This window comes from Rhodanobacter humi (assembly GCF_041107455.1).
Taxonomy (GTDB): Bacteria; Pseudomonadota; Gammaproteobacteria; order Xanthomonadales; family Rhodanobacteraceae; genus Rhodanobacter_A.
Map to the genome: position 1 here is coordinate 1,142,568 of NZ_JBGBPY010000001.1, position 14,075 is coordinate 1,156,642.

Genomic DNA, 14,075 nt, shown 5'->3' on the forward strand with positions numbered 1-14,075 from the left:
AGGCGCAACACCCTGCCCCGACTTGCCGCAATGTGCCTGCCCTCCCCGCTCCCCTTGCCCCGGCTCACTGGCCGGCCGGCGGCTCCCACAGCTCCGCCTTGTTGCCCTCCGGGTCGATGACCCAGCCGAACTTGCCGAATTCCGATTCGTCGACCTTGTCGACCACGTTGCAGCCTTCGCTGCGCAGGGCGGCAAGCAAGGCGTGCAGGTCGACCACCCGGTAATTGACCATGAAAGGCGCCTGGCTCGGTTCGAAGTAGTCCGTGTCGGCCGCAAACGGATTCCACGCCGTCGTCCCGGTGCCGGACGAATTGTCGGGCGACGCCCAGTGAAACGCCGCGCCGCCCCACGCCTGGACCTCGACGCCCAGATGGACCCTGTACCACTCGGCCAGGGCCTTCGGGTCCTTGGCTTTGAAGAAGATGCCGCCAATGCCGGTAACTCGTTTCATGCTAGGTCTCCGAGCAACCCGCAATTAATTAATTGCCTCCGTCCAATTTACGGAAAATGAATTGCTAGCTCTCCTCGCCATGACCAACAATTTCGAGGCCTCTACGGGCGTTTAGCTCCTCAAGCAGCCCATCAACACCAGAAGGTGACCGAATGACAATGTTGCGATCACCCACAAAGCACTCAAAGTGGTCGACGAAGAAGGCAGAAACCCCCTTTGACGTTAGTTCGTGTGGATTGCACGTCCTCGCAGATACTACCGAAATTGCAGGGATAACCGTAACACCTGCCTGCCGGGAATAAAGAAACACAAAAGATGATGCCGAAAGAGATAGCATCTTCTCGCACTGCTCTTTCATGTCCGAGTAGTCCTTGGATGAGAACGAATCGCTTGGCTCAACGCGTTTAGCTTGAGCCAAAAATCCTTTGCTCACGCTAAAGGTGGGAAGCGCCATGGAGAAAGAGCAGAGGAAATCCGCACCATAGCGCTTCTCTTGGCTGTTATTGCCACGATCACTGAATGTCTTGGCTGACCATTGGACACCTCCAATCCGTAGCCTGTTGATCGAATGTTGGCAGACGGCTAAAAAGCGATCAGTTATTTGAGGCTCTTGTTCGACGAGGCGAGCATGGTAACTATCAATAGCCTCATCGGCAGCTCTTCCGATCTTGTTCGCTAGTTTTTTAGTGACCTTGGTATTGTGAAACATGGCTATCCTTAGAGGGCTAACGCTGGAATTGAGCGGTGGCGAAGCCACCAACTTGAATGAGTGGTTAAGGGTTTAATCTCGCCGTAGCAGTATAAACATGGCAACCACAACCAAGGTCGCAGCCAACAGCTCCACCAAAAGTACCCCTGCGTCTACAGATCCGAAATATAGCTGTCCTTGAGGGCCGGGCGGGGTAAACAAAAAGTGGTAGCCAAAGTTGTAATGCTGAGCTCCGCTACCGGAGGATAACGTTGTTTCGTAGGGTGGAAATAGCATGGCCGCGACTACTTCACACACATAGATCACGAGAGCGCATCGCTGCAGCTTTGATATCGTCATCACTTTTCCTCGGGTTGACCCCTAACTTAAATTCGATTGTTGAATGAAGAGCTTAACTTCGTGGCCTAACTCATCAACCAGGGGCACTACCAACGGAAGCCTGCCATGCAAATCAACGCGTCCCTGCTCACGCCGCCTAATCCCGCCGTCTAATCCAGCAGCCTTTCCCGGTGGTGTCGACCACGCGACGATCCTCCCATCCGGGGTGGGCAGCGGCATGGGCAGATCGCGCCCACTCTCATGTCGGCTCGCCCTCCGCTACAACCGATTCCCCCGCTTGATCGCCAGATACCTCTCGATCAACGCCCCCGACAGCTCCGCACACCGCACATCCAGCACATTCACCCCCTCCCTTCGCAGCGTCTCGTGCACACGTTCGCGCTCGGCGAGGTAGTGCATCGCCGAGGCGCTGCGGATGGTGGTTTCCAGCGTGGCGCCGGGGTCGTGGGCGGCTTCGTCCAGCGCCTGTTCGCGCAGGCTGGCCAGCACCACCAGGTGCTGGCGGGAGAGCAGGCTGAGCGCGGTGCGCAGTTCCTTGTCGTCCTCGTCGCGCACGTTGGTGACGAGGATCACCAGCGCGCGCCGGCGCTGCTGCACCTGCAGGGCGTTCGCGGCGGCGAGGTAGTCGGTGGCCAGCGGCTGGGCGTGCAGGTCGTAGCCGGCGCCGAGCAGCAGGTCCATGCCGCCACTGCCCTGCTGCGGTGGCAGCCAGCGTTGCTGCTGGCCGAGGCAGGCCAGCAGGCCCACCGCGTCGCCTTCGCGCAGCGCGATGCTGGCCAGCGCCAGCGAGGCGTTGAGCACGTGGTCGAAGTGGGCCAGCGGGCCGTCCTGCGCGAGCATGCGGCGGCCGCAGTCGAGCATCAGGACCACCTGCTGGTTGCGCTCCTCGCGGTATTCGCGCGAGATCAGCCGATGGCTGCGCGCGGTGGCCTTCCAGTCGATCTTGCGCAGGCTGTCGCCGACGCGGTAGTCGCGCAGCTCCTGGAATTCGGTGCCTTCGCCGCGGCGCCGCTGCAGGCGCGCGCCCACGCTGCGCGAAGCCAGTTCCACGCTGAGCCCGGCCAGTTCAGCCAGCACCGCGAAGTTCGGGTACACCCGCGTGGCGGATGGTTCGCCCAGCACGCGCCTGCCGTGCCACAGCCGCCACGGCGACGGCAGCAGCGCATGGCAGCCGCCGAATTGGAACAGGCCACGCGCATCGGGCGTGGTGGCGTAGTCCAGCCGCAGCGCGCCGCCGGGCGGCAGGCTCACCCGGCGCGGCATGCCGCGCACCGCCCAGCCGCCGGGATGCAGATCGTGCAAGCGCAGCGACTGGCGGCGCTTCGTGGGATTGCGCAGGTGCAGCGCCACGCTCGCCTCCGGCCCCAGCGGCAGCACCGGCGCGAGTTCGCGCTGCAGTTCGGGCGAGGCGATGCGGCGCAGGCGCCAGGCGTCGAGCGCAGCCAGCACGGCAAGCGCGGCGCCGGCGTCCAGCCATGCCGACAGCGGCAACCGGCCGAGGCTGGCCGCGACGCCGAGTGCGGTCCAGAGCAGCAGCAGCCACAGCATCAGCGGAGCGGGCCTCATGGATGCTTCACACGGCTTTGTCGCCCCAGCGGAAGCTGGGGACCAGTGACTTCGGGCTCTTGAAGGCAAAGGCACTGGACTCCGGCTTTCGCCGGAGTGACGAGCAGAGGAACGGCAGCTCGAAAGTTATTCATTGCCGCGGCGCGACCACCTTGTGCAGCAACGCTGCCAGCACGTCGTCCGGGCGCTGGCGTTCCAGCAGCGCCTCCGGCGCCAGCAACAGGCGATGGCGCAGGGCGGGCAGCACCACCGAGCGCACGTCGTCGGGCACCACGAAGTCGCGGCCGTCGAGCGCGGCGCGCGCCCGCGCCAGTCGCGCCAGCGCCAAACCACCGCGCGGGCCGGCGCCACCGATCACGCCCGGCCATTCGCGCGTGGCGCGCACGATGCGCACGGCGTAGTCGGTGACCGCGGCATCCATGCGGATCGCGGCCACGCCGCGCTGCATCGCCAGCAGGCCGGCCTGGTCGACCACGGGCTGCACCTGCGACACGTCGAGGTCGGCGGCCAGCTTGCCGTCGACCACTTCCGCCACCATGCGGCGCTCGTCCTCCAGGCTCGGGTAGCCGATCAAGACCTTGACCAGGAAGCGGTCGAGCTGGGCCTCGGGCAGAGCGTAGGTGCCCTCCTGCTCGATCGGGTTCTGCGTGGCCACCACCATGAACGGCGCGGGCAGCGGCAGGCGGCGGCCCTCGATGGTGGCCTGCCCTTCCTGCATCGCCTCCAGCAGCGCGGCCTGGGTCTTGGCCGGCGCGCGGTTGATCTCGTCGGCCAGCAGCAGATTGGCGAACACCGGGCCGCGGCGGATGCGGAAGGATTCGGTCTTGGGGTCGTACACCGCGTGGCCGGTGACGTCGGCCGGCATCAGGTCGGGGGTGAACTGGATGCGCCCGAAGCTGCAACCCACCGCGGCGGCCAGCGCGCGCACCAGCAGGGTCTTGCCCAGCCCCGGCACGCCTTCGACCAGCACGTGGCCGGCGGCGAGCAGGGCCAACAGCGCCTGCTCGAACACCTCGGGCTGGCCGATGAAGGCGCGGCCGACCTGCTCGCGCAGTGCGCGGGCGCGTTCGCCCAGCTCGGTTATCGACATCGGCATCGCGGCGGCCGGTGCGGCAGCCGGGGCAGCGGCCAGAGCAATCGGGGTTTCGGTGGTCATGGGCGGCTCCTGAGTCGCGCCAGGGTGAATAGGGAAGCGCGGAACGCCTGCGCGTTCGCGGGTGACTGGAAGGCCTGCGCGACTTGGCTGGCATCGAGCCCGCCGCGTTCGGCGAGGCGCGCGTACAAGGCCTCGCCGTTCAAGCGCACGCTGGCGGGATCGCGCCGGCGCAGCCGCGCCAGCACGGCCTGGCAGGCCAGCTGGTGCAGGCTGCGGCCGCCGTCGCGGCGATAGAGGAATTCGCCGGCAGCCTGCACGTGTTCGAGCAGCGCGCGACGATGCGGCGCAGGTGCGGGCAGCAGCGGGCCGAGCCGCGCGCTGCGCATCGCCATCCACGCCGCCAGCAGCGCGGCCAGCGCCAGCAGCGCGGGCCAGCCGCGGGTCGCCAGCAGCTTGAGGAACGGCTGGCCGTCCAGCGCATGGATCAGGTAGATCTGGCCGCGGCCGCGGTTCGGCGCCAGCAGGCGCCAGGCGAAACGCTGCGCCTCGGCCTGCTTCAGTTGCTGCCGTTCGAGCGGCGCAAAGCTGGCAAGCAGGCTGACGTGGCCGCGGCCGAGCGCGGTGCGCGCGAACAGGTAGCCGTCGTCGGCGTTGCCGATCGCTGCATCCGACTTGGAAGCTGCCGCAGACTTCAACCGGAAGCGCAGGCCGCACAGACTTGCCGCCTTTTTCTCGTCGCCGAGGCGGCTGCAGCCGAACGTGCTCGGGCGCGGATCGAGCAGGCCCAGCGCCGCGAACACCGGCGCGCGTGCGCCTGCATCGGGCGCCAGCAGCAGATGACCGCCTTGGCGCACCCACGCGACGAGCCGCGCGGCGGTGTCCGCATCGATGCGCCCCGCGTCGGCACCGACCAGCACGGTGTCGCCCGGCCGCAGCGGCACCTGGCGCGGGTCCAGCGTGGTCAGCGACGCCGCCGGCTCGCCCATGTCGCGCAGCGTCTGTTCGAGTGCGAACAGCGGATTGGTCTGCGCCGCGCCGCTGGCCGGGGTCGGCTCGACCACGTCGCGCCGCTGGAACGTGGCGAGGAACAGGCCGACCAGCACCGCCGCACCCAGCAGCACCAGAGCGGCGACGAGCAGGCCGCGATGCTTCATGCCGCGCCTCCCTGCAGCGGCCAGCCGTCGAGCAATTGCTCGAACGCGGACTGGTCGGGATAGCGGTCGGCGTAGGCGGCGAACTGCCAGGTGCGCACGATCGCGGCAGCACGACGCGTGCGCGCCGGGTCGCCCAGCGCGGCGGCGTGGCGCAACCAGTCCGCCTCGGTGGCGTCGATGGCGACGGGCAGTTGCAGCTGCTGCGCGATGCGCTCCGCACAGCCGCGGTAGAGCAGCGCCAGCGCCTCGCGCCGACGTCGCGCCTGCCACAACTCACGCGCGGTGCCGGCCACGTCCGATGGCAGGGTTTCGGGCGTCTCGTCCACCGTCGTCGACAAGTTCGCCTCGAACGACGACGGCAGCGCCTCGTCGCGCAGCCCGCTGCTCCAGCGCCACGCGAACCAGACCAGCGCCGCCACCGCCGCGCCCAGCGCCAACCACAGCAAGGCGTTGAGCAGGCCGGAGAGCATGCGCAACGGCGCGAAGCCCGTGTTCACGTCTTGCTGCGTGGGCGGGCGGCTGTATTTCAATTCCCAGCGCCGCACGTGATGTTCGCCGCCGAAACGCGGATCGCGGTACACCTGCGCCGCAGCCGCTGCGAAGCGCCGGTCGTCCTCGTCCAGCGGCTGGCGGAAGACCTCCTGCGGCGCGCTCACCGCCGCGCTCTTCGCGGCCGGCGGCGCCGGCGACGCGGCATGGCCGGCCAGCGGCAAGCCCAGGCACAGCAGCAGGCCGAGCAGCTTGCCCGCGTCCTGCAGGCGCGTGCGCAGGCGGCGGAACGCGAGGTCGATGTCCCAGGCTTCCAGTTGGGTGCGCCGGTTGAGGTAGAGCGCGAAGCCGCATGCCACGTACAGCGGCTCGATCGCGCTCATCGCGAGGTAGGCCACGGCGGAGGCCGCCAGCATCCAGCCCGTGCCGCTGGCGTGCACGTCATGGCGGAAGAAGTCGGCGAACGAGGCCGGCCGCCATTCGTTCGGCAACAGCCACAGCGCCAGCAGCCAGACGCTGAGGAACAGCACCAGCTCGAACTGCAGGCAGCCGTAGGTGAGCAGGCTGGCTTCGCCCACCAGCTTGCGGCGCAGCACCTTCCAGCGTGCGCTGCGCTGCGAGCGCGAAGCGCCTTCCAGCAATTCCAGTGGCAGGCGCAGCGCGCGATGGCTGTCCAGGCGCAGCCAGCTCAAGCTGGCGAGGGTCGACCGCCACGGCAGGCCACGCTGGCCGCGCAGGGTTTCGCGCCAGCGCGGCGCGCGATCGAACACCGCGCGCGAGAGCACGTACAGCGGCACGCGGTCGAACAGCGGCAGCAGCCACCACGTCAGCACGAGGCCCAGCCACGGCAGCTGCAGCAGCAGGCCCAGCGCGTTGACCAGCACGAACAGCGGCAGGCTGAACGCGAACCACGCCGACCACACGGCGCCGGCATTCGCGCGCAGCATCGTCGCGCCCAGATCGAGGGCCTCGCGCGATTCGCGCGGACGCAGCACCACGCCGATCCGTTCAAGCTCCATGCCGCCGCCCCGCCCTGCCGCCGAAACCCAGCCAGCCCAGCACCAGCAGCCACGCCAGCGCGGCCACGCCGAAACGCAGCGGATCGGGCAACCATGCCTGCGACGACCAGTACGCCTCGATGCACGCCGCCGCCACCAGCATCGCGAACGCGCCCAGCGCCAGCTTCGCGCCGATCCAGCCGGCCTCGACCAGCGCCGGCCCGCGCCGCCGCCGGCCGGGCGCGAGCAGGGTCAGCCCCAGCTGCAAGCCGGCGCCGCCGGCGATCACCAGCGCGCTCAGCTCGAACGCCGAATGCGTCACCACGAAACGCCAGAACGGACCGCCGTAGCCGATCGCGACGAGATGGCCGGCCACGCCGCCGACGATGATGCCGTTCGCGGCCAGCACATAGATCGCGCCCACGCCGAACAGCAGGCCGGAAGCGAAGGTGCGGAAGGCGATGCCGACGTTGTTGAACACGTAGAAGCCGAACATCTGCAGGTTGGTGCCGCTGCTGCGGCCCAGGTGCGGATTGGCGGGGTCGTACATGCGCTCGAACTGGGCCAGCCGCGCGCTGCTGAACAGCGTGTGCGCAAACTCCGGATGCACCTGCAGCCAGGCCAGCAGCAGCAGCGCCGGCACGTAGAACAGCGCCGCCGCCAGCGCCATGCAGCGCCACTGCGCGCGCACCAGGCGCGGGAAGTCGGCGACCAGGAACGCGGCCGCACGGTGCCAGCGCGGCGGCGGCGGGCGGTACAGCACGCGGTGGCCGCGCTGCACCAGCTGCTGCAGCCGCTCGGTGACTTCGTGGCTGTAGCCGCGCCCGCGCGCCAACGCGAGGTGGTGGCAGACGCGCCGGTAGGCCGCCGGGAAATCCAGCGCCTGCTCGCTGCGCATGCCGCGCTTCGGCTGGCGGTCGAGCTCGCCCAGCCAGGCCTGCAGGCCATCCCACTCCTGCGCGTGCAAGGCCACGAAGCGCTCCTGCTTCATGGGCGCCCCAGCAGGCCGTTCGCGTAACCGAGCAGGCGCGCCACCGCGGCGGTGTCGCGGCAGCCGGTCAGCGGCTCCAGCAGGTTCGCCAGTTCCTCCTGGCGCTGCACGGTGAGCTGATCCGCACGCTCGGCGAAATCCACCAGCGCGGCCTGCTCCTCCGGCGCCAGCGGCACGGGCAACATTTGCGCCGGCGCTGCCGGCACCTGATGCCCGAACGACGATTCCTTCGCATGCACCACCATCGTGCCGGCCACGATGTCGCCGAGCCGGCGCGCGCCGGGATCGACCAGGGTGCTGGCCAGGCCCACGCCGTACACGCCGGGCAGCGCATCGACCACGCGCAGCAGGTTGCGCGTCACCGACGGCAACCAGGTCACCGGCGTGCCGTCGGCATTGACCACGCGCAGGCCCAGCGCCCGCTTGCCCAGGCTCTGCCCGTCCAGCCACAGCTCGCAGACCACCCAGTACGCCCACAGCAGGGCGAACATCGCCAGCATCGCCAGCCCGCGGCCGCCGGTGCCGAACAGCGACAGCGGAATCATCGCCAGCATCAGCAGCACGAGGCGGATGATGGTGTCGATCATCCACGCCTGCGCGCGCGGCAGCGGGCCGGCCGCACGCAGGCGCAGCGAGATGCCTTCGGGCGTCTCGATCTCGCGGACGGAGTCCAGCATCAAACGTCGACGACGATGGTGTCGGCGATCAGGTCATGCAGGCAACGACGTTCCTTGCCGAAGATCAGCAGCGGGTCGATCAGGCCGACGAAGCGCCCCACCAGCGGGATCATGCCGAGCAGCACGACCGGCACCACGCGCAGGAAGATGTAGCGGAGCAACGTGATCGGACTGCCGTCGGTGCGCACCATCGCGATCTCCAGCATTCGCTTGCCGATGGTCTGGCCGCTCTGGTGCACCATCACGCAGTTGACCACGAACACGCCGAGCATCAGCAGGAAGCCGAGGAAGATCAGCATGCCGGCGGTATGCGGCGCCGGAAATCCCTGCCGAGTCGCGCTGTAATACATCACGCCCGCCCAAACGAACAAACCGAGCCAGGGCAGATTGATCAAGCCATCGATGATCGCCGCGCCGAGGCGCTTGCCGCGACCGGCCTTGCGGCTTTCCAGATCGGCGGCATCGCTGCCGCCCACGTCCCCCACGACCGCGGCAGGCGCCGCGTACGGATTGCTTTCCATACTTTCCCCCGGTTGCTGTCCATGGCCGCCCGTCCCCCCGACGCGCGTGTCCGCGGAGTATAGGGGCGCTTTTTGCCGGCTGGCTAGACACCCGAACGGCAGGAATCTTCGACGCGGGAGACGGCGGCGCCACTACTAAAACCGGCGCCCGCCGGGTGGCTCAGCGCTTGGGCTTGAGCAGCGTGCCGATGCAGTTCGGTGCGCCGCACAGGCACTGCCACAGCTTCTTCAGGCGCGCGGTGTGCGGCACGTCGAGGATGATGCCGTAGTCGTAGGTGAGCTCCTCGCCGGGCTTGATGGCGCGGATCGCCTCGATCAGCACCTTGTCGTGGCGCGGATTGCCGTCGGCGCTTTCCTCCACCACCGCGCGACAGTTCGGCGCGCAGCTGTGGTTGATCCAGCGCGCGCTGTTGCCGTGGCGGTTGGCGTCGACGATGTAGTCGTCGTTGAGCGTGAACAGGAAGGTGTGGCCGGTCTCGCCGCCGTCGCCGTACATGTCGTCGGCCTCGGCGTGGGTCATCAGCGTGCCCTTGTACTGGATGACTTCCTCGCCCTTCTTGATCGGGGCGACGGCGAACACGCCATTGCCGTGGATGGGGGAACGGCGGGCGACGATGCGACGGGTCATGGCAATCGATATCGGTGGGGAACGCGCCATGATGCCTGCAGTCCATTGCGCTGGAAACCTCCCGGCATTGACGCGCGCGCCGGCCCCGGGTCAAGATTCAAACAATCGTTTGAGGTGCATCCATGAAGCGACTGCTCCGCTGCCTCGTCCTCGTCGCCCTCGCCGCCGCCCTGGTGGCCTGCGGTGCGCCGCGCAAGAGCGTGTTCCCGCCCACGCTCAGCGTGCAGCAGATGCAGGTGCTGCCGAACGGCGCGTGGCGCCTCACCGTGCGCATCCAGAACAACAGCTACGGCGGCATGGATTTCAAGGCCATCGACGGCACGCTGCAGGTGGCCGACGGCATCCCGGTACGCCTGCATGCCGCGTTCGATCTCGACATCCCGGCCTTCGCCGGCGATGTGACCACGCTCGACGTGCTGCCCACGCCCGCGATGGGCAACGCGCTCGCGGCCGTCGCGGCCAAGGGCAGCGCCGGCTCGCTGGCTTACGCGGTCAGCGGCACGGTGCACTGCCTGCCGGACCTGGCCGACCGGCCGGACGACAAGAACCCGCGCGACTTCCCGTTCCAGCACCGCGATTACCTCTCGCCGGTGCCGGGCATCGCCCACACCTTTCGCTGATCCTTCCGCAGTCCCAGAGGCAACGCCATGACGATCTACAAGGCCCCGCTAGCCGACCAGCGCTTCGCCCTTTTCGACCTGCTCGGCGCCGAGGCCGTGCTCACGCAACTGCAGGGCGGCGCAGAACACGGCCGCGATCTGCTGGACGCGGTGCTGGAGGAAGCCGGCAAGCTCGCCGAACAGGTGCTGGCGCCCACCAATGCATCGGGCGATGCCGAAGGCTGCCACTACGACAAGGCCACCCACGCGGTGACCACGCCCAAGGGCTTCAAGGAGGCGTTCAAGGCCTTCGCCGACGGCGGCTGGGCCGGCCTCACCGCGAAGGAGGCGTTCGGCGGCCAGGCGCTGCCGGGCGTGCTGGGCATCGCCACCACCGAGCTGTTCCAGTCCGGCAACCTGGCGTGGAGCCTGTATCCGCTGCTCAGCGAAGGCGCCTGCCACGCGATGGAGCTGCACGGCACCGAAGCGCAGCAGCACACCTACCTGAAGCCCATCGTGGAAGGTCGCTGGACCGGCACGATGTGTCTCACCGAGCCGCAGGCCGGCTCCGACCTCGGCTTGCTCAAGACCCGCGCCGAACCGAACGCCGACGGCAGCTACGCGATCAGCGGCACCAAGATCTTCATCAGCGCAGGCGAACACGACCTCGCCGAGAACATCGTGCACCTGGTGCTGGCGCGCCTGCCCGACGCGCCGGCCGGCAGCCGCGGCATCTCGATGTTCATCGTGCCGAAGTTCAAGGTGAATGCGGACGGTTCGCTCGGTGTGCGCAACGCCGCGTTTGCCGGCGCGATCGAGCACAAGATGGGCATCAAGGGTTCGGCCACCTGCGTGATGAACTTCGACGGCGCGGAAGGCTTCCTGATCGGCCAGCCGCACAAGGGCCTCGCGGCGATGTTCACCATGATGAATGCCGCACGCCTGTCGGTGGGCGTGCAGGGTCTGGCGCTGGCCGAGCGCGCCTGGCAGAACAGCCTGAACTACGCGCGCGAGCGCCTGCAGGGCCGCGCGCTGTCCGGCGCGAAGTTCCCCGACAAGGTGGCCGACAACCTGCTGGCGCAGCCCGACGTGCGCCGCATGCTGCTGACCCAGCGCGCCTTCGTGGAAGGCTCGCGCGCGCTGCTCTACTACACCGCGCTGCAGACCGACATCGAGGCGCGCGGCGTGGACGAAGCCACGCGCAAGGCCGCCGGCGAGCTGGTCGCCTTCCTGATCCCGATCGCCAAGGGCGTGGTGACCGAGCTCGCGCAGGAGTGCACCAAGGAGGCGTTGCAGGTGTACGGCGGCCACGGCTACATCGGCGAGAACGGCATGGAGCAGTTCGTGCGCGACGCGCGCATCATCACGCTGTACGAGGGCACCACCGGCATCCAGGCCGCCGACCTGCTGGGCCGCAAGATCCTCCAATTGCAGGGCGTGGGCGCAAAGCACTTCCTGGAAGAGATCGGTGCATTCTGCAAGGCGCACGCGGGCGACACCGCGCTGCGCCCATTGATCGGCCCGCTTGCTGCCGCCGTGAAGGAATGGAGCGAGCTCACTTCGGCGCTGGCCAAGCGCGTGGCGGCGAACCCCGAGGAACTGGGCGCCGCCGCGACGGACTACCTGTGGTACTCGGGCTACGTCACGCTCGCCTACTTCCAGGCGCGCAGCGTGGCCGCGGCCGAGGCAAGCATGCAATCCGCAGCATTCAAGCAGGCCAAGCGCGACACCGCCGCGTTCTACTTCGCCCGCATCCTGCCGCGCACCCTGATGCACAAGGCGGCGATCGAGGCCGGCGTGGCGACGCTGCCCGACATCGCCTGACCGCACGCCTGTAGGAGCGGCCTCAGCCGCGATGCTCTTCGTTGCGTTATCGCGAAGGCGAATCGCCGCTGAAGCCGCTCCTACGGTTTTTCGCGCGCCAGATGCTGCCGCATGATGCGGCGCAGTTCGAGGATCGCCGCGGGCGTCTCCTGCACGCTGTGCCAGGACGGGATCACCACTTCGGAGGCCGCGCCCGCGAGATGCGCGCTGGTGTAGGGCACCACGCCGTCGCTGCTCTGCGCCAGCTCGCCATGCGGCTTGTACAGGCCGATGATCGAGTGGTAGCGCACGCCCGGCGAGATCGGCAGGTTCTCGGTGGCGACGATGAAGGGGTCGGTGTCGCTGAGGTTGTCCACGCTGTTGGAGACGTGCAGCGGCGCGCCCTTGCCGCTGTCGTCCTTGAGCAGGTCGGAGATGCTGGTCATTTCCTTGAGCACGCTGAACGGCAGGCGGATCAGCTCGGCCACCCAGCGGGCGAGACGGTGCCGCGCCGTCGGCGTGCCGCGGTGCGGTGCGGCGAGGAACACCGCCTCATCCACCTGCGGCATCGGCGAGAACTGCAGGTAGGGCTCCAGCGCCTTGTGCAGCCGCGTGCGCTTGGCGGCGGAGAGCCGACTGCCCTCCGGCACCAGGCTCCACAGCTTGTCGCCGCTGGACGACACCAGCAGGCGCGCGATCACCCCGCCCATGCTGTGCCCCACCAGCATCATGTGGTGCGTGGCCCGCGTGGTTCCGCCGGGATCGAAGTGGCGGATGGTGGCGTCCAGCGCGCGGCGGATCTGCATCAGGTTCACCGCGATCGGCGCGTTGGTGGGGTAGTAGACCTGCCACACCTGGTAGTGGCGGCGCAGTTGCTCGTCGCCCAGCACCTCGTTCGCCACGTTGACCCAAGCCTCGGGACTGCTGGCCAGGCCGTGCAGCATCACCACCGTCAGGCGATCCGGATCCCAGGGCTGCATGAGCAGCACGCGCGGCTCCTTGATGCCGCCCTCGCGCCCCAGCAGCGAGCGGATCGACTGCATCGCGAAGCCGGAGCGGGCCAGCCACAGGCCGTAGGGCGCGGTGAAGTTCGCGCCCAGCGGCACGCTGCGGCCGGCGATGGCGACGTCCGCGTCGCGGTAGGGATCGCGCACCAGCAACTGTGCCTGCCGCGTGTCCAGCACTTCGTCCAGCGTGTGGCCGCCGAACACCAGCACGCCGGTCATCGCCGCGTAACGCGGTTCGCGCCACGGTTCAGCCGGCGCATCCGGAGCGGGCGGCGGCGCCACCGCCACGAAGTCCGAGCCGAAACCGTCGCGCCGGTAGACGTTGCGCAGACCCTTGAAGCGCAGCGCCGAAGCGGGGATCAGCTCCGTCGGCGCGGCGCGCAGGTGCAGGTCGGTATCCGGCCGCAGCACGGTCCAGCCCGCCAGCTCGGTCTGCGTCCAGCCGGTGCTTAGCCTGGGCAGCTCCTCGAACCAGCGTCCCACCACGCGCTCCACCGCGTAGTCGTAGAACGCGATCACCTTGGCCTGGCGCTGGTCGAATACGCGCTCGGCAGGCGTGCGCTTCGTGTAGAACAGGTAGGCGTAGGCGTAGCGCGCGCTCTGCAGGTAGGCGTCCAGCGTGGCGTCGTCGATCGCGGGACCCTTGTCGCCGCGCAGCGCGCGGCCCAGCCACAGCTCGGACAGCGCGGACAGCCGCCGCTCCTCGTCGAGCCCGCTGGCGTGCTCGACGATTTCGGTGCAGCTGGCGAAGGATTGCGTGCACTGCTTCGCGTTCAACGCCACCACGTTCAGCGCCTGCACGGTGCCGTCGCTGAACTGTTTGCTGCCGATCACGTCGGCGCGCCGCTCGCTCACCACGTCGCTCGGCTTGAGCCGGCTTACGCCCACCATGGCGCAGGCATTGAGGCATAGCAGCAGCGCCGTCATGGCAAGCCGCGGCAACCAGGCCCAGCTGATCGAATCGCCCTGCATTCCCTGCCCCGCTTCCGCCCTGGCAACTGGCACGATTGTAGTCACAGCCGCCGACGCCCCGTTGCCTTCCCCTGC

At 68.6% G+C, this 14,075-nt stretch carries 13 protein-coding genes; 2 read left to right on the forward strand and 11 right to left on the reverse strand.

The window, feature by feature from the left end; all coding sequences use genetic code 11:
- Positions 1-64: 64 nt before the first annotated feature.
- From AB7878_RS05220 to AB7878_RS05265, 10 genes are all read right to left on the reverse strand, one after another.
- Positions 65-451, reverse strand: coding sequence for a VOC family protein (locus tag AB7878_RS05220; RefSeq protein WP_369493340.1), 387 nt, complete (start codon positions 449-451; stop codon positions 65-67).
- 64 nt (positions 452-515) lie between these two features.
- Complete coding sequence (locus tag AB7878_RS05225) at positions 516-1,160, reverse strand: hypothetical protein (RefSeq protein ID WP_369493341.1); 645 nt, start codon at positions 1,158-1,160, stop codon at positions 516-518.
- 597 nt (positions 1,161-1,757) lie between these two features.
- Positions 1,758-3,065 (reverse strand): DUF58 domain-containing protein, encoded by a 1,308-nt coding sequence (locus AB7878_RS05230; RefSeq protein WP_369493342.1) that lies wholly within the window; start codon positions 3,063-3,065, stop codon positions 1,758-1,760.
- Between the two features lie 130 nt (positions 3,066-3,195).
- The gene (locus AB7878_RS05235) at positions 3,196-4,221 is read right to left on the reverse strand and encodes an AAA family ATPase (protein ID WP_439653768.1); all 1,026 of its coding nucleotides are present in this window, start codon (positions 4,219-4,221) and stop codon (positions 3,196-3,198) included.
- Entirely contained in the window at positions 4,218-5,315 is a 1,098-nt protein-coding gene (locus tag AB7878_RS05240) for a DUF4350 domain-containing protein (protein ID WP_369493343.1), read from the reverse strand. The genes AB7878_RS05235 and AB7878_RS05240 overlap by 4 nt, the downstream gene beginning before the upstream one ends.
- A complete protein-coding gene (locus AB7878_RS05245; protein ID WP_369493344.1) occupies positions 5,312-6,823 on the reverse strand; it encodes a DUF4129 domain-containing protein in 1,512 nt (503 codons plus the stop codon). Before AB7878_RS05245 ends, AB7878_RS05240 begins: the two co-directional genes overlap by 4 nt.
- On the reverse strand, positions 6,813-7,793 hold the full coding sequence (locus tag AB7878_RS05250; protein ID WP_369493345.1) for a stage II sporulation protein M: 981 nt from the start codon (positions 7,791-7,793) through the stop codon (positions 6,813-6,815). Before AB7878_RS05250 ends, AB7878_RS05245 begins: the two co-directional genes overlap by 11 nt.
- On the reverse strand, positions 7,790-8,470 hold the full coding sequence (locus tag AB7878_RS05255) for an RDD family protein (RefSeq protein WP_369493346.1): 681 nt from the start codon (positions 8,468-8,470) through the stop codon (positions 7,790-7,792). Before AB7878_RS05255 ends, AB7878_RS05250 begins: the two co-directional genes overlap by 4 nt.
- The gene (locus AB7878_RS05260) at positions 8,470-8,991 is read right to left on the reverse strand and encodes an RDD family protein (RefSeq protein ID WP_077482326.1); all 522 of its coding nucleotides are present in this window, start codon (positions 8,989-8,991) and stop codon (positions 8,470-8,472) included. The genes AB7878_RS05255 and AB7878_RS05260 overlap by 1 nt, the downstream gene beginning before the upstream one ends.
- Before the next feature lie 160 nt (positions 8,992-9,151).
- Positions 9,152-9,619, reverse strand: a complete 468-nt coding sequence (locus AB7878_RS05265; RefSeq protein WP_369493347.1) for an SET domain-containing protein — start codon at positions 9,617-9,619, stop codon at positions 9,152-9,154.
- Positions 9,620-9,741: 122 nt separating this feature from the next.
- Between AB7878_RS05265 and AB7878_RS05270 the strand changes: the two genes are divergently transcribed.
- Together AB7878_RS05270 and AB7878_RS05275 are read left to right on the forward strand one after the other, a co-directional pair.
- Positions 9,742-10,239 (forward strand): hypothetical protein, encoded by a 498-nt coding sequence (locus AB7878_RS05270; protein ID WP_369493348.1) that lies wholly within the window; start codon positions 9,742-9,744, stop codon positions 10,237-10,239.
- A 27-nt stretch (positions 10,240-10,266) separates the two neighbouring features.
- Positions 10,267-12,042: an acyl-CoA dehydrogenase C-terminal domain-containing protein gene (locus AB7878_RS05275; protein WP_369493349.1), complete on the forward strand. Its 1,776-nt coding sequence runs from the start codon at positions 10,267-10,269 to the stop codon at positions 12,040-12,042.
- 80 nt (positions 12,043-12,122) lie between these two features.
- Here the strand turns inward: AB7878_RS05275 and AB7878_RS05280 are convergent, their stop codons facing one another.
- The gene (locus tag AB7878_RS05280; RefSeq protein WP_369493350.1) at positions 12,123-14,000 is read right to left on the reverse strand and encodes an esterase/lipase family protein; all 1,878 of its coding nucleotides are present in this window, start codon (positions 13,998-14,000) and stop codon (positions 12,123-12,125) included.
- Between the last annotated feature and the right edge of the window lie 75 nt (positions 14,001-14,075).